This is a genomic window from Arthrobacter sp. 2762 (assembly GCF_040548745.1).
Classification (GTDB): Bacteria; Actinomycetota; Actinomycetes; order Actinomycetales; family Micrococcaceae; genus Arthrobacter.
In genome coordinates this window covers 184,888-206,018 of sequence record NZ_JBEPSI010000006.1, presented here as the reverse complement: position 1 = coordinate 206,018, position 21,131 = coordinate 184,888, and the positions used below count along the sequence as shown (strand labels likewise).

The 21,131-nt window shown below is 61.6% G+C and carries 27 protein-coding genes; 16 read left to right on the top strand and 11 right to left on the bottom strand.

All coding sequences use genetic code 11. The features are described from left to right. The first annotated feature begins 41 nt into the window (after nucleotides 1-41). Nucleotides 42-590, top strand: a complete 549-nt coding sequence (locus ABIE18_RS13305; protein ID WP_499723239.1) for a CGNR zinc finger domain-containing protein — start codon at nucleotides 42-44, stop codon at nucleotides 588-590. A 100-nt stretch (nucleotides 591-690) separates the two neighbouring features. Here ABIE18_RS13305 and ABIE18_RS13300 read toward each other — a convergent pair whose 3' ends face one another. From ABIE18_RS13300 to ABIE18_RS13290, 3 genes are all read right to left on the bottom strand, one after another. Then, complete coding sequence (locus ABIE18_RS13300) at nucleotides 691-1,044, bottom strand: hypothetical protein (protein ID WP_499723238.1); 354 nt, start codon at nucleotides 1,042-1,044, stop codon at nucleotides 691-693. 74 nt (nucleotides 1,045-1,118) lie between these two features. Next, nucleotides 1,119-1,691 (bottom strand): DUF308 domain-containing protein, encoded by a 573-nt coding sequence (locus tag ABIE18_RS13295; RefSeq protein ID WP_499723237.1) that lies wholly within the window; start codon nucleotides 1,689-1,691, stop codon nucleotides 1,119-1,121. A 9-nt stretch (nucleotides 1,692-1,700) separates the two neighbouring features. After that, nucleotides 1,701-3,041, bottom strand: coding sequence for an MATE family efflux transporter (locus ABIE18_RS13290; RefSeq protein WP_499723236.1), 1,341 nt, complete (start codon nucleotides 3,039-3,041; stop codon nucleotides 1,701-1,703). 42 nt (nucleotides 3,042-3,083) lie between these two features. Between ABIE18_RS13290 and ABIE18_RS13285 the strand changes: the two genes are divergently transcribed. Both ABIE18_RS13285 and ABIE18_RS13280 read left to right on the top strand, forming a co-directional pair. Beyond that, nucleotides 3,084-3,668 carry an antibiotic biosynthesis monooxygenase gene (locus ABIE18_RS13285; protein WP_499723235.1) on the top strand — a complete coding sequence of 195 codons (585 nt, stop codon included), beginning with the start codon at nucleotides 3,084-3,086 and terminating at the stop codon, nucleotides 3,666-3,668. A 40-nt stretch (nucleotides 3,669-3,708) separates the two neighbouring features. After that, nucleotides 3,709-4,143: a DoxX family protein gene (locus ABIE18_RS13280; RefSeq protein WP_499723234.1), complete on the top strand. Its 435-nt coding sequence runs from the start codon at nucleotides 3,709-3,711 to the stop codon at nucleotides 4,141-4,143. A 150-nt stretch (nucleotides 4,144-4,293) separates the two neighbouring features. Here the strand turns inward: ABIE18_RS13280 and aztD are convergent, their stop codons facing one another. Then, complete coding sequence (gene aztD / locus ABIE18_RS13275) at nucleotides 4,294-5,607, bottom strand: zinc metallochaperone AztD (protein ID WP_499723233.1); 1,314 nt, start codon at nucleotides 5,605-5,607, stop codon at nucleotides 4,294-4,296. A 145-nt stretch (nucleotides 5,608-5,752) separates the two neighbouring features. Between aztD and ABIE18_RS13270 the strand changes: the two genes are divergently transcribed. The 6 genes from ABIE18_RS13270 (at nucleotide 5,753) to ABIE18_RS13245 (ending at nucleotide 9,285) form a co-directional block, all read left to right on the top strand. Then, entirely contained in the window at nucleotides 5,753-6,169 is a 417-nt protein-coding gene (locus ABIE18_RS13270; RefSeq protein ID WP_499723232.1) for a hypothetical protein, read from the top strand. A gap of 2 nt (nucleotides 6,170-6,171) precedes the next feature. Next, on the top strand, nucleotides 6,172-6,516 hold the full coding sequence (locus tag ABIE18_RS13265) for a PEP-utilizing enzyme (protein WP_499723231.1): 345 nt from the start codon (nucleotides 6,172-6,174) through the stop codon (nucleotides 6,514-6,516). 8 nt (nucleotides 6,517-6,524) lie between these two features. Then, complete coding sequence (locus ABIE18_RS13260; protein WP_499723230.1) at nucleotides 6,525-7,085, top strand: hypothetical protein; 561 nt, start codon at nucleotides 6,525-6,527, stop codon at nucleotides 7,083-7,085. Nucleotides 7,086-7,163: 78 nt separating this feature from the next. After that, the gene (locus tag ABIE18_RS13255; protein ID WP_499723229.1) at nucleotides 7,164-8,138 is read left to right on the top strand and encodes an acyl-CoA thioesterase; all 975 of its coding nucleotides are present in this window, start codon (nucleotides 7,164-7,166) and stop codon (nucleotides 8,136-8,138) included. A 60-nt stretch (nucleotides 8,139-8,198) separates the two neighbouring features. After that, nucleotides 8,199-8,381 carry a hypothetical protein gene (locus ABIE18_RS13250; protein ID WP_416418409.1) on the top strand — a complete coding sequence of 61 codons (183 nt, stop codon included), beginning with the start codon at nucleotides 8,199-8,201 and terminating at the stop codon, nucleotides 8,379-8,381. A 73-nt stretch (nucleotides 8,382-8,454) separates the two neighbouring features. Further along, complete coding sequence (locus ABIE18_RS13245) at nucleotides 8,455-9,285, top strand: hypothetical protein (protein ID WP_499723228.1); 831 nt, start codon at nucleotides 8,455-8,457, stop codon at nucleotides 9,283-9,285. Between the two features lie 48 nt (nucleotides 9,286-9,333). Here the strand turns inward: ABIE18_RS13245 and ABIE18_RS13240 are convergent, their stop codons facing one another. After that, nucleotides 9,334-9,948, bottom strand: coding sequence for a TetR/AcrR family transcriptional regulator (locus tag ABIE18_RS13240; protein ID WP_499723227.1), 615 nt, complete (start codon nucleotides 9,946-9,948; stop codon nucleotides 9,334-9,336). 77 nt (nucleotides 9,949-10,025) lie between these two features. Between ABIE18_RS13240 and ABIE18_RS13235 the strand changes: the two genes are divergently transcribed. Then, the gene (locus tag ABIE18_RS13235; protein WP_499723226.1) at nucleotides 10,026-10,526 is read left to right on the top strand and encodes a cupin domain-containing protein; all 501 of its coding nucleotides are present in this window, start codon (nucleotides 10,026-10,028) and stop codon (nucleotides 10,524-10,526) included. A 10-nt stretch (nucleotides 10,527-10,536) separates the two neighbouring features. On the opposite strand, the gene dnaB is transcribed toward ABIE18_RS13235, so the two are convergent. Continuing rightward, nucleotides 10,537-11,922, bottom strand: a complete 1,386-nt coding sequence (dnaB, locus tag ABIE18_RS13230) for a replicative DNA helicase (RefSeq protein ID WP_431117294.1) — start codon at nucleotides 11,920-11,922, stop codon at nucleotides 10,537-10,539. A gap of 630 nt (nucleotides 11,923-12,552) precedes the next feature. On the opposite strand from dnaB, the gene ABIE18_RS13225 reads away from it, so the two are divergent. Next, the gene (locus tag ABIE18_RS13225; protein ID WP_477514315.1) at nucleotides 12,553-13,023 is read left to right on the top strand and encodes a hypothetical protein; all 471 of its coding nucleotides are present in this window, start codon (nucleotides 12,553-12,555) and stop codon (nucleotides 13,021-13,023) included. Nucleotides 13,024-13,030: 7 nt separating this feature from the next. Further along, complete coding sequence (locus tag ABIE18_RS13220; RefSeq protein WP_499723225.1) at nucleotides 13,031-13,606, top strand: hypothetical protein; 576 nt, start codon at nucleotides 13,031-13,033, stop codon at nucleotides 13,604-13,606. A 6-nt stretch (nucleotides 13,607-13,612) separates the two neighbouring features. Here ABIE18_RS13220 and ABIE18_RS13215 read toward each other — a convergent pair whose 3' ends face one another. Continuing rightward, entirely contained in the window at nucleotides 13,613-13,972 is a 360-nt protein-coding gene (locus ABIE18_RS13215; RefSeq protein ID WP_499723224.1) for a TFIIB-type zinc ribbon-containing protein, read from the bottom strand. A gap of 88 nt (nucleotides 13,973-14,060) precedes the next feature. Here ABIE18_RS13215 and ABIE18_RS13210 point away from each other — a divergent pair, with 88 nt between their 5' ends. Continuing rightward, entirely contained in the window at nucleotides 14,061-14,543 is a 483-nt protein-coding gene (locus ABIE18_RS13210; RefSeq protein WP_499723223.1) for a MepB family protein, read from the top strand. On the opposite strand, the gene ABIE18_RS13205 is transcribed toward ABIE18_RS13210, so the two are convergent. The 4 genes from ABIE18_RS13205 to ABIE18_RS13190 form a co-directional block, all read right to left on the bottom strand. After that, on the bottom strand, nucleotides 14,529-15,152 hold the full coding sequence (locus ABIE18_RS13205; RefSeq protein WP_499723333.1) for an FMN reductase: 624 nt from the start codon (nucleotides 15,150-15,152) through the stop codon (nucleotides 14,529-14,531). The genes ABIE18_RS13210 and ABIE18_RS13205 overlap by 15 nt on opposite strands. Nucleotides 15,153-15,248: 96 nt before the next feature. Beyond that, nucleotides 15,249-15,704 carry a DUF1801 domain-containing protein gene (locus ABIE18_RS13200; RefSeq protein ID WP_499723222.1) on the bottom strand — a complete coding sequence of 152 codons (456 nt, stop codon included), beginning with the start codon at nucleotides 15,702-15,704 and terminating at the stop codon, nucleotides 15,249-15,251. Nucleotides 15,705-15,714: 10 nt separating this feature from the next. Then, nucleotides 15,715-16,830 carry an alpha/beta hydrolase gene (locus tag ABIE18_RS13195; RefSeq protein WP_499723221.1) on the bottom strand — a complete coding sequence of 372 codons (1,116 nt, stop codon included), beginning with the start codon at nucleotides 16,828-16,830 and terminating at the stop codon, nucleotides 15,715-15,717. A 150-nt stretch (nucleotides 16,831-16,980) separates the two neighbouring features. Next, a complete protein-coding gene (locus tag ABIE18_RS13190) occupies nucleotides 16,981-17,286 on the bottom strand; it encodes a GNAT family N-acetyltransferase (RefSeq protein WP_499723220.1) in 306 nt (101 codons plus the stop codon). 152 nt (nucleotides 17,287-17,438) lie between these two features. Between ABIE18_RS13190 and ABIE18_RS13185 the strand changes: the two genes are divergently transcribed. Genes ABIE18_RS13185 through ABIE18_RS13175 form a run of 3 tightly spaced genes read left to right on the top strand, consistent with a single transcriptional unit; the run spans nucleotide 17,439 to nucleotide 21,131 of the window. Further along, nucleotides 17,439-18,872, top strand: coding sequence for a GntP family permease (locus ABIE18_RS13185; protein ID WP_499723219.1), 1,434 nt, complete (start codon nucleotides 17,439-17,441; stop codon nucleotides 18,870-18,872). Between the two features lie 46 nt (nucleotides 18,873-18,918). After that, complete coding sequence (locus tag ABIE18_RS13180; protein ID WP_499723218.1) at nucleotides 18,919-20,169, top strand: CaiB/BaiF CoA transferase family protein; 1,251 nt, start codon at nucleotides 18,919-18,921, stop codon at nucleotides 20,167-20,169. Next, entirely contained in the window at nucleotides 20,166-21,131 is a 966-nt protein-coding gene (locus tag ABIE18_RS13175) for a hydroxymethylglutaryl-CoA lyase-like TIM-barrel protein (protein ID WP_499723217.1), read from the top strand. Before ABIE18_RS13180 ends, ABIE18_RS13175 begins: the two co-directional genes overlap by 4 nt.

The window sequence follows — 21,131 nt, the reverse complement described above, 5'->3', positions numbered from 1 at the left end:
TATGGTCATGACAGTACTCCCGAAACATGTAAGGAGTCAAAGTGCATTTTGCGCCTGACACCGAGATTGCACTACGCACCGTCGTTAATCTCGTCAACACATCAGCCAACGGCGAGGATTCGCTGACATCAGTAGAGGACCTCGACGCCTTTTTGGAGGCCGAAGAATTCTCGGGTTCGAGGACCCACGATGAAGCAGAATTGCGCAGCGTCAAGCGGCTGCGCAGCGAGCTGGCATCACTCTGGGCCGCCGATGAGGACACCGCCGCAAAGACCGTGAACAAACTGCTCATAGACGCGCAGGCACTCCCGCAACTCGTCAAGCACGACCACTGGGACTGGCATCTCCACGCCACTACACCCGAGGCACCCTTGGCCGACCGCATGGGCACAGAAGCTGCCATGGCAATCATTGACGTGATCCGCAGCCAGGAAATGGATCGCATGCGTGTGTGCGCCGCCGACGATTGCGACGCCGTGGTCCTTGACCTCAGCCGGAACCGCTCCAAGCTCTATTGCGACACAGGCAACTGCGCCAACCGTGCACACGTCGCGGCATATCGGGCAAGGAAAGCTGCTGAGGGCGAATAAGAACCCTTCACAGCGCAGACGTTCCTCGCCGTAAACGCTGGCTTTGGCAGGAGATCCAGAAAAAAGCGCCTCCCCACCGAAGTGAGGAAGCGCTGAAAGGTTAGTGGCCGGCGTCGGGCGTTTCCGGCTCGTCTGTAACGGAACCGGGAGCGGCGGGACCACCATGCCCGGGACGCTTCGAACTGAGGTTGACACCCGAGCCCTTACCCAGGTGCTCGGCGTTCTCCTTGTGGCTCATGGAAAGCATCGCAGCCACCACGAGGCTCACGATGAACGCGATACCGGCGCCGGTGAAGGCGAGGTCGAACCGGGGAGCGCGTGCGCTGCCGCCCGAGGCAAAGATCAGCACCGCAACAAATGCCAGTACTGCGAAGAACGCGGAGAACATGAGGGGTCCCTTGACCGAGGTCCGCATCTTGCGCGGCTCTCTTGGTGTCTGGTCTGCCACGATCATTCCTCCAATGATGGCGGGCCTGTTCGGCTCCCCGCCGGTTGCAAAAGTTCTACAGCGAGTAGAACGTCCAGCTACTAGTTTACGGCCTCGGGGGAAGCACCCGGCGCAGTGGCCTGGGTCCCCGACTGAGCGTCATGCCGGAGGGTGAGTCCGGAGAGCATCCACAACACTCCGGAAAGGATCGCACCGCCACCAGCGACGCCCAAAAGGGCGTGCGCACCAAGCGAGATGAAGAACGGCAACGCCACAGCAGTACCCACAGCGATAACGCCGGAAACAAGCCAGTCACGGGTCAACGAGTCGCGATTCCGCAGGCCGTGAACCAGTTCAAAGACGCCAAGCACAAGCAGCGCTGCGGCAGCGGAAAGTGCGACGCCGCCATCGGACTGAGTGACCAAAGCCGCTACGCCCCCTACTGCGACGACCCCCGGAACGGCCGAAGGCAGAACGCGGGACATCCACAAAGCGCCCGCTGTCCCCAGCAGATACAGGCCGATAGCCCACGCGAGGACCTGCACAGAAGGCGATCCCCAGAAGATCGTGACCAGGCCAAACACCAGTGCAACCGCAGCGCGGATCAGCACGGGTTTCCAGAGCTCGGCCACGGAGGCAGACGGTGTCTGGGCAGAATTCGCTGGGAGAGTCACGCGTCCAGTTTAGTGCGAACCCAGCACCATCCATTTATCGGTCCGCGCACGCAACCCCAAAGTGACCCCGCGGGCCAGCATGTAGCCCAGCGCAAAGACGACCCACAACCACACCAGCCCCGCCGCGCCGTCGGGCCTGATGACGTGGACGGCCGCCAGCAGCGGCACATAGACCGCAAGATTTACGACGCCGGCAATCGCCAGATAGCGCGCGTCGCCAGCACCGATGAGAACTCCGTCAAGGACAAAAACGTAGCCCGCCAATGGCTGACCGACGGCGAGGACCCAGAGCGCCAGGGTCAGAGCTTCCCGGACACCGGCATCAGAGGTGAAGAGGTAGCCGGCCCAGGGAGCGACCAAGGCCAGCAAGAGGCCGGTGACTACGCCAAAGCCGAGACCCCATCGGATCATGGTCCGCGTGAGTTCCCGGACGCGGCCAGCATTTCTCGCCCCCAGTTCCTTGCCGATCAGGGCCTGCGCGGCGATGGCGAGGGCGTCCAAAGCGAAGGCGAGGAAGGAGAAAATAGTCATCGCCAGCTGGTGCGCGGCGAGGTTCACCGCACCCTGGGCTGTGACCACGAGGACCGTAGCGAGGATGGCGAGGCGGAGACTGAGCGTGCGGAGCATCAGCCACGAACCCACCTTGGTCATGGCCCGGATGCCATGCCAGTCGGGCTTGAAGGACACGTCGTGTTGGCGTGCATTTCGCCCGACCATCACCAGATACACGGCGGCCATGGCCCATTGGGCAATGCTGGTGCCGATCGCCGAACCGGTAACGGAGAGATGCACGCCGTACACGAGGAACCAGTTCAGCGCGATGTTCAGTGCAAAACCTGCAGTGGCAACCACCAGAGGAGTCCGGGTGTCCTGAAGACCGCGGAGCACGCCGGTGCCTGCGAAGATCAGGAGCATTGCTGCAAGGCCGGGCATCGACCAGCGCAGGTAATCGACCGCGAACCCACGCACATCGCCGGTGGCGCCCATCAGGCCCACGAGGGGTTCCGCAGCGACAAAGCCAACCACAGCAAGCGAAATGCCCAGCACCAAAGCCAGCCACACGCCGTCGCGCCCCGCTGCCAAGGCTTTCGCCAACTTTCCGTCGCCGATCGCGCGGGCGACTGCCGGCGTCGTCGAATATGCCAGGAAGACCATAAGTCCCACAGCGGTATGCATGATCGTGGATGCCAGACCAACACCGGCGAGCTGATCGACGCCAAGGTGGCCAACGATGGCGGAGTCGGCCAGCAGGAACAGCGGCTCGGCTATGAGCGCGCCGAACGCGGGTACTGCCAGGCGCAGAATCTCGCGGGCATTGGAACGAGTGGTGATGGTTGTGGTTTGAGGCACTAAACAAGCCTAGTCCGGTTGAGGGCGGGTAAATTTGGGGCCGTGTCACACAAGCATCCCGTTACAGTTTCCGTTGCCCGCACCATCCTTCCGGGGTACACCCGGCAAGCAAACGCCTGGGCACACGCCGGCCAGGAACTCGCCCGCGAGTGGCCCGGATATCTGGGGTCGGGTTGGGTACGGAATGGTGCTGGATCGAACGAATGGCACATGCTCTACCGCTTTGCTGATGCTGAAACGCTGCACGGATGGGAGCAGTCCGAGGAGCGGCGCTGGTGGATTGATAGCGCCCGGGAAATGATGGAGACCACTCGCGTTGAACGGCGCACAGGAATCGAGGGTTGGTTTTCACAGCCCGGTGACGCCTCTGTGGTCGTCCCCGAAACCGTTGTGCCGCCTCGTTGGAAGCAAGCTATCAGCATCTTCCTGCCTTTCTTCCCCCTCAGTCTGTTGGCCAATTTCCTGCTGCACCCTTTGACGCAGAGTTGGCCGCTGGTGTTCCAGGTGCTCCTCAACATCGTCATCCTGACGCCGTTGATGACGTACATCTTCTTGCCGATCACGACGCGCCTTCTGCAACCGTGGCTACGAGCAATGCCACGTGGGAAAAGTCACGGAACTTCTTAATTAGTTGACTCTTCAACTTATCTCGGGAAAGGTTGAAGCTATGAACAAGTCCAGCCTGAGCACCACAGCCCTGACCGTCCTGCGCGTTATTGCAGGTTTTCTCTTCGCCGCGCACGGTTGGCAGAAGTTCAACGAATTCACCATTGCGGGAACGCAGGCCTCCTTCGCGCAGATGGGCGTCCCCGGCGCTTCCGCAGTAGCCCCGGTGGTTGCAACCCTTGAACTCGTGGGAGGCATCGCGCTCATCATCGGACTCCTGACCAGGGTCTTCGCAGCCCTCCTGGCCGTCGACATGCTGGGCGCACTGTTCCTGGTTCACGCACCGGCCGGCGTCTTCGTCGCCAACGGCGGATACGAGTTGGTCCTGCTCTTCGCCGGCGCCGCCCTGGCCCTCGCCCTCGCTGGTGCAGGCAAGCTCTCCGCTGACAACGCGCTCTTCGGCCGGCAGGGATCCAAGCTCCGCGTCCTCGCGTAAGCGCCCGCTAACCCCAGACGTTCTCTCACATAACAGCCCCCTGAGCCGGATGTTCTCTCACTTTCGTCAGGAAAGTGAGAGAACATCCGGCTTTAAGCCGCTGGACGTGAGAGAAGATCGGCGGAAAGGCCGCGGGAAGTGAGCGAGCGTTTAGCCTTCTACCCCGGTCAGCTCATTCGGGACATGCTCCAGCTCAGCCGATTTCTTCACTTTGCCCGTCTTCAAGTCCACCGCGTGAATTCTGCTGGTCGCGGGTTCGGTGACGAACGCCGTCGAGCCCTGGACAAACAGCGTGGGACGCGGGTCCTGCCAGGTGGTGGACTCTTCCCAGGCTGCGACTACCGGGATAGTCGAGGTCACAGAGCCTGAAACCGGGTCGATGACACGCACGGAACCATCAGTTCCGAGCACCAGCGCTTCACCGGCAGGTCCGCGGCCGAGCGAGCGGAAGGAGTAACTGGTTCCAATATCCACAAGCTGAAGGGTTGCGGTTTCAGTGTTGACCAGCGAAATGCGGGTTGGCCGTTCCAACTCAGCGGCCTTGTCCACCTTGTAGTCCCCCAGGACCACTGGCGACTTCTCGGAACCCGCCTGGTTACCCAGACGTCCATAGGCGTCCGGGCTGGCGACCTTGGTAATCACGCCATCCTTGTAGATCAGCATGCCGTTCTCGCAACCGACCACCACAGCTTCTCCGGCAGCAACAGCCTCGCCGTGGACGCCCGGGCAGTCCTCGTTGCGCACGGTTTCCTGACGCTCCTGGCCCTTGCCTGCGGAGAGGACAGCGATTCCTGAGCGGCCTTCCTCGCTCCCGAGGGTCACCAGCAACTTGCCGTCTTCCAGTTCGACTGCCACCCCGTGATGCGGTTCCGGCGTCGTGTACACGTCGGTGTCAGGCAGGGCACCATCCTCGATCGAAGCGCCCAACGAGGACGACTTGAAGCTCTCAACCTTGCCTGATCCGTCGTTGAACAGGACCGTCTTGCCAGCATGAAGAACCACGTGACCCGACTTGTCTGCTTCAAACGCCAACTCTGTCAGCTTGGGTTCGGCGACGTAGTGATGGCTGTGGTCGCCGTGCGGCTCAGTCCAGGCACCTGCGTCGAACAGACGGAACGAGTCTCCCGTGGATACAAACACGTGGCGTCCGTCGCCAGCGGGATTCAGCCGATTGAAACCGGACAATTCCGCCCCTCCCACCGGCTCGAGGGTGGTGGCGTCCAGGACTCCAATACCGGTGTCGTGCGTGTAAACCAGACGCGGAGTGGGGGCGCCCGCCTCTTTCGGACTGGATTTCTCACTGCTGGAAGCGGCGGGCCCTGCGGCGTTGCCAGCTGAGCCCCCAGGGACTCCGCAGGCGGTAAGTAGAAGGGCGGAAAGCCCGACGGCGGCAAGCGGCTTTGCGGGGAACCGGCGTTTGGGGGCGGCTGGAGCAGGGGAAGTAAGGGTGGAATGATGAGGCATGAGTTAAATGATATTGATTCTCATTTATGTATCAACTCCAAGGGCGAATGTGTCGGACTCGGCCTAGCAGCCATCAACACCATGTTGACAACATAGTGTTGATATCCGATGCTTGCGCTGGAAACGACCAACCAAGGAGCAGCACATGGAAAACGTCGGAGGCTCCCAGGACGCTGACGAAGCGGAGCGGCAAACCAGGGCTGTTCGGTTACTCATGGACAGGGGTGGTTCGGACCTCAGTCATCGGCCATGGCTCGCCCCTGGTCAACCTCCTTCGGCCATGGACCTGATCCAGCACGTGCTGTGGCGGTCCAGGGGTGCCGGTCAGGGCCCACACGCAAATCCCACCCCCGTTGAGGCTGCGGATCTACGTGCCGCCCTCGCGCTGGTTGCCGCCGCTCGTGGTGAGATGGACGCCGTCGAAACTGCGCTTCTGTTCCTTGCGCGGGCAGAAGGCCTCACGTGGCCACAGATTGCAGAGAGCCTCGGGCTGCGCTCCGCCCAGGCCGCACAGCAACGACTGGATCGGCTTTCCGATCGACCGAACCCTGGTGGGCGGTGACGATGGCTCTGACACTGACCGGAACCGCGGCGAGTGCAGGGACAGCCCGTGGGGCCGCGCGAATCATCAATGGGCCCGATGACTTCGGTCGGTTCCAGTTTGGCGATGTGTTGGTGTGCCGCACCACCGACCCCGCGTGGACGCCACTTTTCGGAATGGCTGCGGCAGTTGTCACTCAGACTGGCGGAATGTTGTCCCACGCCGCCATCATCGCCCGTGAGTTCGGGATACCGGCCGTCGTAGGTGTCCGGGACGCCATGACGTTGCTCGCGGACGGAACCTCTCTGACGATCAACGGATCTTTGGGAACAGTTGCCTGCGCCGCCGTTGCGGAATCAGCCGAATGACTGGCGACTTGTTGCTTACACTTCACGCCGTCCGGCTCCTCGGGTTCGCCGACACCCAAGCAGTGGCGGATCGATTCACCCGGGATCACAGCTTGGTCGAATCCGAACTCATCGACGCCGGCGTGCTCGGGTTCGTTTCCCACACTTCCTTTGCTGGTAGCAGCGGATGGTCCCTGTCCAGTGCGGGGCGTGTCGAGAATGAACGCCTCCTCGCAGCTGAACTGGACCGTGAAGTCGCCGACGCAGTGGTGATGGGTGTGCACAACGAGTTTGTGGACCTTAATCTGACCGTCGTCAGTGCCTGCGGCGCCATCCAACTGCAGCAGGTAACGGGCACGGCTGCCTCCGGCATTTTGGAGGAGGCGTTGGCTTCGTGGAGTCCGTTGGAAGAACGTCTGGCGGGATTATTGCCACGATTCGCGGGCTACTCCCGGCGGCTGATGAACGCCCTCGAGCACGCCCGGAGGGACACGGCCTGGTTCACTGCAACCGACCGCGATTCCTTCCATCGCGTGTGGTTCGAGCTGCATGAAGATCTCATCGCAACCCTGGGAATCCAGCGCGGGTAGGCAGCGGACGTCCAGCCACTGGGACAGTGGGTCAGACTTACTCACGTAACAGAAACATGCCGACAGTAAACTTCCAGCATGAGTGAGACAGCCGGCAACTCCGTGACCCTCCGCTTCCTTGCGGCTCCGATGGACATTGGACACAGCGGATCGGTCGACGCCGGCACAGTCCTTGAGTGGGTGGACAAAGCTGCCTATGCCGCAGCCGTGGGCTGGGCGAAGTCGTACTGCGTCACCGCCTACGTGGGCAACATTCACTTCACGGATCCGGTGAACAGTGGCGACATGGTGGAGGTAACTTCCACCATCGTGTACACGGGTCGATCCTCCATGCACATCCACACAGTGGTCAGTTCCCGTGACCCCAAGGGCGGACCGGAGACGATGCACAGCCAGTGCATGGTGATATTCGTGGCGGTAGGACCTGACGGCAAACCGATTCCCGTGCCGCAATTCGAGCCCTCCACCCCGGAAGAAATCGAGCAAAGGGATCACGCGCTTGCGCGCATTGAAGTGCGTGAACAGATCGTCAATGCGATGAACGCCCAGGAATATACCGACGCCGGGACCGCCGAGCGCGTCGTCCTGCGGTTTATGGCGGCCCCCACTGATGTGAACTGGGGCGGCAAGGTCCACGGCGGCATCGTTATGAAATGGATTGACGAAGCCGCGTACGTTTGCGCCTCGCGATACTGCGGCAAGGACACCGTCGCAGTCTTCTCAGGCGGCGTGCGTTTCTATCGGCCGTTGTTGATCGGCCACGTGGTGGAAGTAGAAGCACGCCTCGTTTACACCGGCGCAAAGGGAATGCACATCGCTGTCCACGTCCGCTCCGGGGATCCGAAAACCCGCGAGATGAATCTGACCACGTACTGCCTCACCGTGATGGTGGCCCGGGATGAAACGGGAACGGCTGTGCCCATTCCTGAGTGGGTTCCTGTATCGGAAGAGGACAGGAAGTTGCATGCCCACGCGCGCGAGTTGCTGGAAATACGGGGACGGGCGCCGGGGAATCGATTGCCGGATCACCTGCTCAAGGCTGCTGGCAACTAGCTGAAACCCCATCACCTCAAGCACGAACACCGGTAAAATTAGGCCTAGAGGTGCATGGAGATGTCTCTGGCTTTTGCTGTTGTCCTCATCCTGTTGGGTCTGGCTTCCCTTGCCGCCGCGATAGGGGCGGTGGTGTTGGTGATCCGCGACGGCCGCGGGCAGATTCCACTGGAACCATCAGTTCAGCCATGGGTGGCAGGGACCCTCCCAAGTCGCCCCTACTCCACGCTCCGTCGCATTTAGCGTGGTCTAACCCCCCGGCCATCGGCGGAAAGGCGACCTTCAGGGGTCAGCCAGCCCCGCGCTAAACTGGATCATGACCGGTACCCGTGCCCGTCTCTTGGCTTGGTTCGTTGCCGTTGCCACCCTTCTCTCGGCCTGTTCGTCCCCGATAGGCGTAGACGAGGTCGCCCCGAATCAACCGCCATCATCTTCCACGGCCCAGCCAGTGGCCGGCGGCGTCGCCGGTCCAGCTCAGGAGCCCACTCAAACAACAGCCCCTACTCCGATTCAGACACCTGCTCCAGTTCCAACGCCTGTAGCGGCGCCTCAGGCGTATTCCCTCAACCTGTACCAAGAAGGCGACTTCGTACCGCAGTACACCTTTGATTGGTGCGTCGCAGCGAGCATCCAGATCGCACACAACCTCATCGACGATACCGGCGGCGGCACATGGGCTGGCCGTGCCCAGCAGTCCGAGCTGTGGGAAATGGCGCGAATGCGGTCCTCCGACTCCTTCAACGGCGCGAACCCCTTCGGCTGGGCAGCGGTTCTGACCGCCGTCGGAATGGGACCCTACGAAGTCGTCAGCGTGCCCAGCTATGGGGAAGCAGTGCGATCTGCAGCGCGAGCCATGGCCACTACGGGCCGCCCCGTTGGCCTGGTCATGTGGAGTGGCCGCCACGCCTGGGTGATGAGCGGATTCGAGTCACTCGGAGATCCCTCCCAGTTCCCGGACTTCTCCGTCACGGGAATTCGTGTGCAGGATCCGCTCTATCCCTACGGCAGTGGGCAGTGGGGGCCTTCGCCTGCGCCCAACAGCCTGCTGACCCCTGAACAGTTGGCGACTCAGTTCGTGGTCCGGGAGCCGCGACGCTGGAGCAGCGCGCTCCCCACTGGGTACCTGCTGGTGCTTCCCCGGCCCTGAACGGCGGCAAAAGTCCTGCTGGAACATCGCCTTAACGAGGCGCCAAGTTCATGCGCGGACCGGGGGCCCACTGGAGAGCGCGTGGGATAAGAGGGCCCCTGCCGTCCATCGCATGGAGGCGACGGCTTCCTCACGACTAAGCCCGCCGACGTCGGTTAGCCAGACGAGGGACTCGATGCCGATGGCACTCCGGATGGCAAGGACCAATTGACGGATGTCCTGATCGGTCATCGTCCTTTGCAGTGGGGCCAGAGCTTCGGTGATCCATCCAATTGCCCTGCCCTGCCGGAGGGGAAGGCTGTTGACTTCTCCGTTTGACTGCTCGAGCGAAAGCCGCAGCATGGTGCGTTGCTGGGCTTCGGTTTCAACAATAATCCGAAGGAACTCCACCACCACTGCGTCCAATCGCTCCGCGACACCCTCGGGAGGAGATGCCGGAAGCAGCGACGTTCGTGCAGTTTCAGGATGGGCGGCAGCCAGAAGCTCCCGCTGCCCGGAGAAATACCTGTAAGCAGTGCTCCGTGGAATCCCTGCCGCTTGAGCAGCCTCGTCCACAGTGGGAGAAACGCCGGACGCGATCAGGGTACGGGCTGCCCCGAGGAGGGCCTCCAGCGTTCGGCGCTTTTGACCGGTACGGCCAACGTCAACGTAGGCTCTTGACATACCCCTCATGGTACATGAGTCTTGTCATGAGACCAACGTCTCATAAAGTCTTCCTACAACGCATTGAGGCGAGCATCATGGAGACGAAGAAGGCAGCATCCGCAATCATTCGACAGCCTGGAGAAGGGGCCAAGCGCTGGTTCTTCGGTGGGGGCGTCCACACCTGGAAAGCGACGGCAGATGAAACGGCAGGGGCGTTCCTCCTGTTTGAAGACGAGATGTCCCTCAATAAGGTGACGCCGATGCATACGCATCCGGACTCTGACGAGACCATGTACATTTTGGCCGGGGAGATCCTGATGAATATGGACGGTGAGGAGCATCGCGTCGCAGCCGGCGGAGTCACCATTGCGCCCCGCGGCGTGCCACACGCGTTCAAAGTTCTTCAGGACGGAACCCGCGTTTTATGCCTCCACACGCCCGGCAGTTCGCAGGCCTTTTACGACGGCGCCAGCGAACCTCTCGGCACGGAAGCCGAGGCTCAGGCGGTGGACTTTGACCGGATTCCAGAATCCGGAAGGGCAAATGGCGGCATCGAAATCGTCGGTCCTCCCCCGTTCCCGGAGGCCGGGCCCTGAGCCTGAAGAGCTAGAACCCGCCCCCACCACCGGCGTCGCCGGCCATGTTCGCGAAGCGCGAGTAGTGGCCCTGGAACGCGACAACAATGTCTTTGGTGGGACCGTTACGGTGCTTGGCGATGAGGATATCGGCCTCGCCGGCTCGGGGGGATTCTTTGTCGTAGACGTCTTCACGGTGGAGCAGGATGACCATGTCAGCGTCCTGCTCGATTGAACCCGATTCACGGAGGTCGGACACCATGGGGCGCTTGTCCTGGCGCTGCTCGGAACCACGGTTCAGCTGGGACAGCGCAATAACGGGAACCTGGAGTTCTTTGGCTAGCAGCTTGAGTGCACGCGAGAACTCGGAGACTTCCTGCTGGCGGGACTCAACCTTTTTACCTGAGCTCATCAGCTGGAGGTAGTCCAGGATCACGAGCTTGAGGTCATGCTGCTGCTTCAGCCGGCGGCACTTTGCCCTGATTTCCATGAGTGACATGTTGGGGCTGTCATCGATGAAGAGCGGGGCGTCGTTCATGCGGCCCATGGTGGTGGCAATCTTGGACCACTGCTCGTCCTTGATGGTGCCCTTTCGGAGGTCCTGCAGACCGATGGTGGCTTCAGCGGAAAGCAGGCGCATCGCGATCTCGTTCCGGCCCATTTCGAGGGAGAACATGACTGTGGCCAGATTGTTCTTGATGGCGGCGGAGCGTGCGAAGTCCAGCGCAAAAGTGGACTTACCGACAGCAGGACGGGCAGCGATAACAATCATCTGGCCCGGGTGGAGGCCGTGGGTCAGCTCGTCAAGCTCGTAGAAACCGGTGGGAACGCCCACCATGCCTTCGCCGCGATGCCCGGAAGCTTCGATCTCATCCACGGTGGACTCCATGACGTCCTTCAACGCCACGTAATCTTCGGCTGTGCGCTTTTCAGCAACCGCATAGACCTCGGCCTGTGCCTGGTTGACGAGGTCTTCCACCTCGCCGTCCTGGCCGTAGCCCATCTGGACAATCTTGGTGCCTGCGTTCACGAGGCGGCGCAACACTGCGCGCTCTGCCACGATCTCGGCGTAGTAACCGGCGTTGGCTGCCGTTGGCACAGTTTGGATGAGCTCGTGCAGGTAGGCCGGTCCGCCGATCCTGTTGATCTCACCGCGCTTGGTCAGTTCATCGGAGACCGTTACAGCGTCGGCGGGTTCGCCACGGCCATAGAGGTCAATGATGGACTCGTAAATCGTCTCGTGCGCCGGACGGTAGAAGTCGTGACCGCGAACGATTTCCACGACATCGGCGATGGCGTCCTTGGACAACATCATGCCGCCCAGAACTGACTGCTCAGCGGGGATGTCCTGCGGAGGTTTCCGGCTCGAATCCGAAGCGCGTGAGCCCTCGATTGAGTCCAAGTGCGTAACTGACAAAGCCGTCCTCCATTTGTGTACCGCTGCGAGAGTTAGTCCCTCAGTGGTGCGTAAAGCGCAGGTGGACCTGGGATGGATTGCCCGAGCCTCCGGACCAGCCGAGTGCTCCTGTTATATCCATGGGGGTCCGACAATTTTCGGCTTTCCCCAATTTCCACAATTTATCCACAGAAGTCTCCCCAGGCATGTTTGCGCGCGGCTGCCTGAAGGTCACTGAGAGGGTAAATTCCATACTGAAACAGGTACCCGAGCCACGTTAGCGGTGCTAAGTCCGGGCGCAAAGTCCACTGTCAAGTGCACATGTGGATAACCTGTGGAATACCGCCCCCACGTTGTGCACAGTCTGTGCGTTACCCTGTGGATAGAGAAATTCTTTTTGCAGTAACTATGGCCTGACCTGCGGAAACATTCATCACAGCCTGTGGAGCAAAGAAAGTTTTGGTGGAAAATCATCCACAGACCCAGCTGGACCAGTTGGTCACCAAGGCCTGAAATCCATGCTAAACATGCCGCAAATGTGATGCATCTTACAAACCGGGCCTTAATTTGACACTGTCCTCTCAGAAGTCTATGCCGAGACTGGAATGTGCTGTGGATAACCAAGTTCTGGCATAAGCTCTAAGCATGGGGATGAACTTTGGTGACGTGCTGATGATTGCCCTTCCGCTAATTGTCCTCCTGGGCCTGCTGTGGGCGCTTTCAGCGGCCTTCAAACCGCGCGACACTGGCCTTTCCGATGCCGAGCGCTATCAACATGAACTTGCGGCCCGTTCCGCAGCGCATCAAGCTTCACAAGTTCAGGCTGCGCTTGCTGCCCGGGCCAAGATCGAGGCTTCCACCAAGCCAAGCCAGAACGAGGCCCAGCACACCCAGCAGACAGAACAAAGCCGGGCCGCCCATCAGGCCCAAGCCGCCAGGACGGCAGGCGCCCAGGCGGGGCATCAGCCTGCGGTGCTTCCCAATGGACAGCTCAATCCGCAGCTCGCCTTTGAGTTGCAGAACCTGGTTCGCGGCGGGCGCAAGATAGAAGCCATCAAAGTCTTCCGCCAGGCCACCCATTCAGACTTACTCACTGCTAAGAACTACGTAGATCGGCTCTGACCACGCCATGGATTCCTTGTTTGTCCCGCTCATGATTTTGATCGCGGTCATTGCGGGCGTATTGCTGCTGATGCGTTCCTTTAGCAAGCGTTCGGCCGAGACGAAGGCTGGCGTAGCTGCAGCCAACTCCCCCAAGGATCCGGTTCAGCTCGCCAAAGAATCGGCTGCGAAGCTGAACGAGGAACAGCATAGGCGGCTCTACTCGCTCATTGCCCAGGGCCAGGGCATGGCAGCGATCAAACTGTATCTGCAGGCCACCGGGGAGGGGCTACGGGCGTCGCGTGACGCCGTCGGCGCTCTGGCCTCCCACCCGCAGCCCTTCACGCCAGAGGCGCAGCCCAAAGATCTCTTGTCGGAGGACGACGACGAGCCCGAGCGCTTCCCGTACCGGTACCGGGCCATCGTCAGCAAGGGCGACGTGACCCGAGAGGTGAGCAGCAACATGCTCAACGACGAGATCTATGGACGAATCCGGACTTTGGCAAAAAGCGGTGATGTGGAGGGCGCGGCTCTGGCCCTGACACGCCACTCGGACATCACCATCAAACAGGCCCGTGAATTCATCGAACTCCTGGACGAATAAGCGCGACTAAAAGTCGAACAGGTCACCCAGGAATCCTTCCTTCTTCTTCCGTTTGCGGCCATACTCGTCGCGCCGGTCATCGTCACCCCGGCGGTCATAGTCGCGGCGATCGCCGCGGTCATCATAGCGCGGCTGTTGTGGGCGCGATTCAAAGGGGTTGTAGATGGGCGGCGGCGCGATCGGAGGCTGCTGGGGTGCCGGCGCCTGCCTGGCAGGGGCGGGCATGGTTTCGGCGGCGACGCGATCAATAATCTTGTCCAGCTCACCGCGATCCAGCCATACACCCCTGCACTGCGGGCAGTAGTCAATCTCCACGCCGCTTCGTTCGCTCATCACCAGGTCAATGGAATCCAGAGGACACTTCATGCTTGCCCCAACGACCGGACCCTGCGAATAGTTCGGTCTTACCGACACCGAAACTCCAAGAGTTGGAAGGCCCGTGCATACTGAACGGATGATTCATCCGGACCTGGCCGAAGCAGAGCGGCTCATCAAACTGCTTGGGAGGGAGTGCTCCCGGCCCACGCCCGAGGCCCACAATGCAGAGTATGGAGCCGCCATCGCCACCAGTGGCAGGGCGTCAATTCGGTTCCGGGTCGGCAAGCTCACGCCAACGAAGGTGGGCCTCTTCGTCGCCGTGTGGCGGCGATCGCCTGACGGAGGTACGGAACCTTTCCCGGCGGACCACCCTACCGCCGACGACGCCGACACCTTGGTGGTCTCAGTAAGGGAAGGGGAGAAGTCCGGTCACTTCGTGTTTCCACGGTCGGCCATGATCAGTCACGGCATAGTTTCCGTCAAAGGCACCGGTGGGAAGCGCGGTTTCCGCGTTTATCCCCCGTGGTCCCTTACGTCGAGTCGCCAGGCGCGAAAGACACAGGAGTCGCAATGCGCCTACTTCCACGACTCCAGCGACATGGGCCTACCTGCCAGCTGAGATACCGGCCAGCAGCTGTTCGAATGGCAGCGACTCCAGCGCTGGGGCCTTGCGCCCGGGCTGGCGGCCGCTGAGCAGTTGCACGAGTTCACCGGCAGCCCGGTCTACGCGGGCCGAGAGGGGCGAGCCGCCGTCGTCGTTTCCCCAGTCCTGGGGCCCGGCGAAGACGCCGGTGGACGCAACCCGGGTCCGCAGGTAGCTGAACAGCGGACGCATGGCGTAGTCCAGGACCATCTGGTGGCGGTCGGTGCCGCCGGTGGCGCCAAGCAGTACGGCTTTGCCGTCGAGGGACTTGGGGTCCAGGACGTCGATGAAGGACTTGAAGAGGCCACTGTAGGACGCGCTGAAAACAGGGCTGACGGCGATGATGCCGTCGGAATCCTCGACCCCGGTAATCACCTCTGCGAGGCGCGGAGCAGCGTAACCGGTGACGAAGTTGTTGGCGATGTCCACGGCCAGGTCTCGAAGTTCGACGACGTCGATCCTCGCTTCGTAGCCTGCCGCCCGCAGCTGCCGCTCGGCGGAAGCGGCCAGTTGGTCCGCCAGCAGACGGCTCGACGACGGGACGCCGAGTCCGGCGGAAAGGACTGTGATGCGGCGGGTTTCCATGGCATTCTCCTGTTGCTCGTTCATTCCAGCATACATGCATATGCATCTAAATGACTGAACGAGGGAGCATCACAAACTATTCCCGCAGGGTATCCATCACCGCTTCTTGCCTCCAACACCTGGGACGGACGTGACCTGTTTCATCCACGTCGCGATTTGGTCTTCGTCGATGTCCTCCACGGATTCGAGCTCCACACCCCGCGTCGCTTTGCCCATTCCCACGGGCGTCACCGGCGGCACGGGCTGAAGTGTCACGCCATTGATAAACATGAGTTTGACGTGGCCAGCGAAGCCACCGCAGCTGAAGCACCAGCCGTCGCCGACGCCGTAATACGCCATGCCCCATTTCACGGAACGTTGGAGGCCCGGCAGTGTCCTCGCGGCCAGCGCATCGATGGCTTCGGCGACGCCACGCTGTGGTTGCGGAAGGCTGGCGATGTAGGCGAAGACGGGCTTGTCGCCAACTGCCGCCTTCGCGGGGCTTGCCCTGCCAGTCATGGCTTCAGGCAGCGAGAACGCTCCGGCGTCGATATGTTCTTCCGAGCGGTCCACAGTATTTCCCTCAATTCGTTCTGGAGGCATGCGTGGACAGGAAGTCGAAGGTCTTGTCCCTGGCATCGCGCGCCTCGGCAAAGTTCAAGTGGAACTGGTACTCATGCGGCAGTTCGGGGTCGTGGTCCGCAGCCCAAAACAATTCGGTCACCGGCACACCCGCCTCCTTCAGGCGATTGCTGTAGGGAACCGACTGAAGCCACGTCAGACCATCGCCATTCCCGCCACTGATGAAGGTCGGCGGGAAATCCTTGGTCACAAAATCAATGGTGGACATGGTGCTGCCCGCATATGTGGAGGACCAGTCCTTCGTTCCCGTATATGCCCACAGCGAGGTTTTGAAGCCCCACGCAACCAGGCCATTAAGGTCCGCCATGGCCCGGAGGTCATACACACCGCAATGCAGGATGGTAGCGGCAAGGTCCGATTTCTGGAGCGCGGGTTCGATCCCCATCAGCTTCGCATACTCAGGGTTAACAGTGAGAGTGGTCATTTGGCTGGCCAACTGCGCTCCTGCAGAATCGCCGGCCAGGACAATCCGGGTGGTGTCCACATTCAGTTCAGTGGCGTGCGCCTTGATATAACCAAGGGCATCGTTAATGTCCCGTACGGCCGTGGGATAGACGGCCTCCGGTGCGATCGGGTAGCTCACCCCAATGGTCGTGTATCCCTCAGCGGCAAGAATCCGGAGATAGGGTTCCACATCGCCTTGAGCCCCGGAGATCCACGCACCGCCATGAATCCAAACAATGGTCGGGAGCGCAGCGGTGGTCCCCGCGGGGCTGAAAACGTCAAAGGCAGAGCCAGGCTTGTAAACGACACCGGCGCGCTCCTGCAATGGAGTGTCCGGGACGTATGGTTCCATCTCGTCAATGGTGGACTGCGCTCCGCGCTCAAAAACGCTGCGAATCAACATGGCGGATGGCCAGGGAGTAGCGGAAAGGGCGAGAAGGATGATCAGGACCAGGATGATTGCCAGGTCCAGTTTCCTCAGTCGGGAAGGCCGCCGTCGCTTGGCCCGCAAAGCTGCCCGGGGACCGGGACCTAAAGGGGAATCGCCCCCCGCCCCTGTCCGGGCTGATGCCGCGCCAGTCATGTTGGCTTGAGTCGATTCCAGTGGCCCCATTACACACTCCCCCAGTCGGTGTATCTGTGGACCATGCTAAGTCGCCGGAGCTGCATCACGAAGGGCAGGGCACTGAAAATCACCCGCGTCCCCGTCTTAGGCCTTCGGACGCGACGCCGTGCGCAACAGTCCCTCGCCGCCGTCGAAACGTTACCGTGTGAAATCCGGGACCGTGGGCCACACCCTCAAAGCCCAAGGCTGGTGGAGGGCGAGCGACGCTTGATTGCGGGAGTTGACCACATACCAGGCCGAATCCGCCCGCTCCCAGATCCACAGCAGCCTTGCCTCTGTCAGCGCCGCCGCCACGCCATGGCGCCGAAAAAGCCGGGCGACCGTGATTCCGCCGAGGTAACAGCCCGCACGCGCAGGCCCGTCGGAATGGTCCCGGTAGTGCGTTTTGGCCCAACCCACGACGCCGGAACCTCCATCCCCATTCGGCCCGCCTTGAGCACCCATCCAGCGCAGCGAGCAATTGGCACAGTCCAATTTGCTGCAGGGCTTGCAATATGAGTTCAAACTCATAATATGGGATTAGCGATGTGGCCTGCCTCACGCGGATCGCATCAATTCCAAGCCTTCAAAGTGGAAGGCCCAACGATCGGATTCCCATGTCAGACATTGCTGTTCTGATCAACACAGCTGTAGCGGTCCTGGCCGCCGTTGTGCTGATCGTCCGCTTCAGAGTCAATCCCGTCATTTCCCTGGTCATCGCCTCCGTGTATTTAGGCCTGGCGGTCGGCCTCGGCGTCGAAGAGACCGTCAAGACCATCACGTCCGGCTTCGGCGAGATCATGGTGGATGTAGGCCTGCTCATCGCCTTCGGTGTTTTGATGGGCTCCATCCTCAACCAGAGCGGTGCTATCCGGCGCCTGGTGGAGCATCTCCTCAAGACCTTCGGCCCCAAACGCCTGCCGTACACGATGGGCCTCGCGATAGGTACGCTCCTCCAGTCCATCTTCCTGGATGTCCTCCTGGTTATCTCAGCCCCGCTTGCCCGCAAGCTGGCTCCCAAAATCGGAAAACTGGGAACGGCACGCATGGCAACCGCCATGGCTATCGCACTGGAATGCGGCATTGTCTTTACTGTGCCCGGTGTGGCTTCGCTGGCTTTGGCCGGCCTCCTCAACGTCCCGCTCGGCAAGATGCTGCTCTTCGGCCTGCTGCTGGTGATTCCCACCATCGTCATTTCCATTGCCATCATGACGTTCCTCTTCCGCCGCGGTTTCTGGAATGAAGCCAAGGACGAGGACCACACCTTCGTGGCCGAGGAAGACAGCGAGGGCGAGGAACCCATAAGCGGCTCCCTCCCCGGAACAGATACCGCCAGCAACTCCGGCGCCGGCTCCAACACCCAGCCAACCAAGGGTGCAGTGGTTGTTGCCGAACGCGAGAGCAAAGAGAAACCGCTGATCATGCTCTTTGCCCCGCTCCTGACTTCCCTGATCCTCATCGGCGCGGGTGCCATCCTCCAGATTTTCAAGATCGATCTCGCCTGGCTCCAGCTGCTTGGCGAACCTGTCATCGCCCTTCTCATCGGGCTGATCGGCACCTGCCTTGTAACCCGTGCGTCCATTGGCCAGAAAAAAGTTGAAGAGGCCATTGCTGTCGGCTTCAAGGAAAGCGGGCAGATCCTGATCCTCACCGGAGTGGGCGGATCCCTGGCGGCCACCGTGAAGGCGGCCGGCCTCGGCGATATCCTTGGTGGCTTCTTTTCAGCGAGCACCGTAGCCCCGCTGCTGGTGGTCTGGGCCATCGCCGCAATGCTGCACATCGCCGTCGGCTCCGTCACCCTGTCCGCCATTACGGCCGCCGGGCTGCTGGCACCCATCGCGCCCGCGATTGGACTTGATCCCGTGCTGCTGGCCCTCGCCGCCGGCGCCGGATCGCTCTTCATGGTTCACGTCACCAGCAACACGTTCTGGCTCCTGCAGTCCCTTTTGGGCCAGAGTGTGAGGGGTGCATTGAAATCGGTCACCGTGGGAGTTTCGGTAGCCTCGGTGGTCGCGATCCTGCTGATCCTGCCCATGAGCCTGCTGTTCTAAGCGCCCCGCCAACCGTCCCATCACCAAGCACGCACGAGAGAAGACCATGACACACCAAACAATCGCACCGTTGGACGGCGTCCGAGTCCTCGAACTCGGCAATTACATCGCCGCTCCCACGGCTGGCAGGCTGCTCGCCGATTTTGGCGCTGAAGTCATCAAGGTCGAGCGTCCAGGCACTGGCGACGAGCTCCGCAACTGGCGCCTCCACAAGGGCAACACGTCGATGCTCTACCGCACGCTGAACCGCAACAAGAAGTCCGTGGTCCTGGATCTCCGTACCGAGGCCGGGAAGCAGGCTGTTCTTGCCCTGGTTGCCAAGTCGGACATCCTGCTTGAGAACTTCCGCCCCGGAACGCTGGAGAAGTGGGGTCTCGGTCCGGAGGTCCTCAACCAAGCCAATCCGGACCTCATCGTCACCCGCGTCTCTGCCTTTGGACAGACAGGTCCGCTGTCCGAGCGGCCGGGGTTTGCCGCCGTCGCCGAGGCCTATAGCGGTTTCCGCAACCTGGTAGGTGACCCGGACCGCGCTCCGGTGCGCGTGGGCGTCTCCATCGGAGACTCGATCGCGGGGCTTTACGCCGCGTTCGGCTCCATGATGAGTCTTTACCAGCGTGAAGCACGACGCCGGAACTCGGCCGGCGCTGTTCCCCTCGCCGAGCGCATCATCGACGTCGCGCTGAATGAGGCGATGTTCTCCATGATGGAATCGCTGATTCCTGACTATCAGGCCTACGGCGTGGACCGGCAGCGCGTGGGTGGCCGGATGGAAGGCATTGCGCCCTCGAATGCGTACGTGTGTAAGGACGGCGCCAGCATTGTCGTAGCCGGAAATGGCGACTCGATCTTCCAGCGGTACATGCAGACCATCGGCCGGCCGGACTTGGCCGAGGACCCAGCGCTGCAGACAAATGCCGGGCGCTGGGCGAGCCGCGAGGAACTGGACCAGGCAATCGGCGAGTGGACCGGGCAGCTGACCGCGTCTGAAGCGTTGGCCGCCCTGGAGGATGCCGGAGTTCCCGCCGGGCCCATCTACACAGCCGCAGACATCAGCACGGACAGCCAGTACGCGGCCCGCAACATGATCCAGAAGTTCGACGTTTCCACCGGCGAGGAGGTCCTCCCAGGAGTAGGTTTCCCGGGCATCGTGCCCGTGATCGGGGACCAGTCCCTGCCCATCCGCAACCTGGGACCGGACCTCGGTGAAAACACTGAAGAAATCCTTGGCGGGCTCCTTCACTTGGATGCTGCCCAAATCGATGCGGCTTCCGGCCGCGAGGAGGCTCTCCGACCATGAACGGCTTTGAAAGCACCCACGCCACGACCTTGGGCAGTGTCATCCTGAGGGACGTCACCTTGCGGGACGGGCTGCAGCTCACCGGAAAACTCCTGCCAACGGAGCAAAAGATCGAAACAGTCCGTGAGCTGCTGCGCCTGGGCGTCCCGGCGATCGAGCTCGGATCCATGGCGCGCGCGGACCTCGTCCCCACCATGGCCAACACTCTCGAAGTGGTCGAGGCCCTCACGCCCGAGGAACTCGAAAAGTGCTGGATCTGGGTAGCGACACCCGGCCATGTTGCCAAGGCATCAGCTGCAGGCGCGCGGAATTTCCAGTACTGCCTGTCTGCTTCGGATTCACACAACAAGGCGAACATCGGCCGGACCACGGACGAGAGCCTGACCGCTTTGCCTGAGGCCATTGAGTACGCGCGTGCAGTGAATGGTCAGATTCAGTTGTGCATCGCGACGTCCTTCACCTGTCCTTTCGAAGGCTACGTTCCGGAGGAGCGCATCCTGGCCATTGCCAACGATCCCCGGGCGGAAGGCACTACGGACATCGTCATCTGCGACACCTTGGGGCAGGCCGTTCCTGCCCAGGTGTCTGGCCTGATCACACGCGTGCGGGATGAATCCCCTGCCCGGCGCATCGTCTATCACGGTCACGACACCTGGGGCTTGGGCGTCGCCAATACGCTCGCCGCAATCCAGGCGGGCGCTGCAATGGTGGACGGCGCTTTGGGCGGTCTGGGTGGCTGCCCCTTCGCCCCGGGCGCGAGCGGCAACACTTCCAGCGAGGACATCCTGTTTGCCACACGTCCCGAATGGCTGACGCCGGATGTTTTTGGGGAACTTGTGGTCCTGTCTGAGAAGCTGCTGGCAGAGCTGGGCGAACCCAACCGTTCAAAGGCAGCCCAAGGCGCGCGCTCCAGGGCGGCAGCCTTTGACTGGGTCATCCCCTCCTCCACAGGGAGTAACTGA

Bases quoted from the DNA above. Each gene is read 5' to 3' on its own strand.
- ABIE18_RS13300 (WP_499723238.1), bottom strand. From the start codon at position 1,044: ATGATCGTGGCAGACCAGACACCAAGAGAGCCGCGCAAGATGCGGACC.
- ABIE18_RS13280 (WP_499723234.1), top strand. From the start codon at position 3,709: ATGAACAAGTCCAGCCTGAGCACCACAGCCCTGACCGTCCTGCGCGTT.
- aztD (WP_499723233.1), bottom strand. From the start codon at position 5,607: ATGCCTCATCATTCCACCCTTACTTCCCCTGCTCCAGCCGCCCCCAAA.
- ABIE18_RS13270 (WP_499723232.1), top strand. From the start codon at position 5,753: ATGGAAAACGTCGGAGGCTCCCAGGACGCTGACGAAGCGGAGCGGCAA.
- ABIE18_RS13265 (WP_499723231.1), top strand. From the start codon at position 6,172: ATGGCTCTGACACTGACCGGAACCGCGGCGAGTGCAGGGACAGCCCGT.
- ABIE18_RS13255 (WP_499723229.1), top strand. From the start codon at position 7,164: ATGAGTGAGACAGCCGGCAACTCCGTGACCCTCCGCTTCCTTGCGGCT.
- ABIE18_RS13250 (WP_416418409.1), top strand. From the start codon at position 8,199: ATGTCTCTGGCTTTTGCTGTTGTCCTCATCCTGTTGGGTCTGGCTTCC.
- ABIE18_RS13245 (WP_499723228.1), top strand. From the start codon at position 8,455: ATGACCGGTACCCGTGCCCGTCTCTTGGCTTGGTTCGTTGCCGTTGCC.
- ABIE18_RS13240 (WP_499723227.1), bottom strand. From the start codon at position 9,948: ATGTCAAGAGCCTACGTTGACGTTGGCCGTACCGGTCAAAAGCGCCGA.
- ABIE18_RS13235 (WP_499723226.1), top strand. From the start codon at position 10,026: ATGGAGACGAAGAAGGCAGCATCCGCAATCATTCGACAGCCTGGAGAA.
- ABIE18_RS13225 (WP_477514315.1), top strand. From the start codon at position 12,553: ATGAACTTTGGTGACGTGCTGATGATTGCCCTTCCGCTAATTGTCCTC.
- ABIE18_RS13220 (WP_499723225.1), top strand. From the start codon at position 13,031: ATGGATTCCTTGTTTGTCCCGCTCATGATTTTGATCGCGGTCATTGCG.
- ABIE18_RS13215 (WP_499723224.1), bottom strand. From the start codon at position 13,972: ATGAAGTGTCCTCTGGATTCCATTGACCTGGTGATGAGCGAACGAAGC.
- ABIE18_RS13210 (WP_499723223.1), top strand. From the start codon at position 14,061: ATGATTCATCCGGACCTGGCCGAAGCAGAGCGGCTCATCAAACTGCTT.
- ABIE18_RS13205 (WP_499723333.1), bottom strand. From the start codon at position 15,152: ATGGAAACCCGCCGCATCACAGTCCTTTCCGCCGGACTCGGCGTCCCG.
- ABIE18_RS13195 (WP_499723221.1), bottom strand. From the start codon at position 16,830: ATGGGGCCACTGGAATCGACTCAAGCCAACATGACTGGCGCGGCATCA.
- ABIE18_RS13190 (WP_499723220.1), bottom strand. From the start codon at position 17,286: ATGGGTGCTCAAGGCGGGCCGAATGGGGATGGAGGTTCCGGCGTCGTG.
- ABIE18_RS13185 (WP_499723219.1), top strand. From the start codon at position 17,439: ATGTCAGACATTGCTGTTCTGATCAACACAGCTGTAGCGGTCCTGGCC.
- ABIE18_RS13180 (WP_499723218.1), top strand. From the start codon at position 18,919: ATGACACACCAAACAATCGCACCGTTGGACGGCGTCCGAGTCCTCGAA.
- ABIE18_RS13175 (WP_499723217.1), top strand. From the start codon at position 20,166: ATGAACGGCTTTGAAAGCACCCACGCCACGACCTTGGGCAGTGTCATC.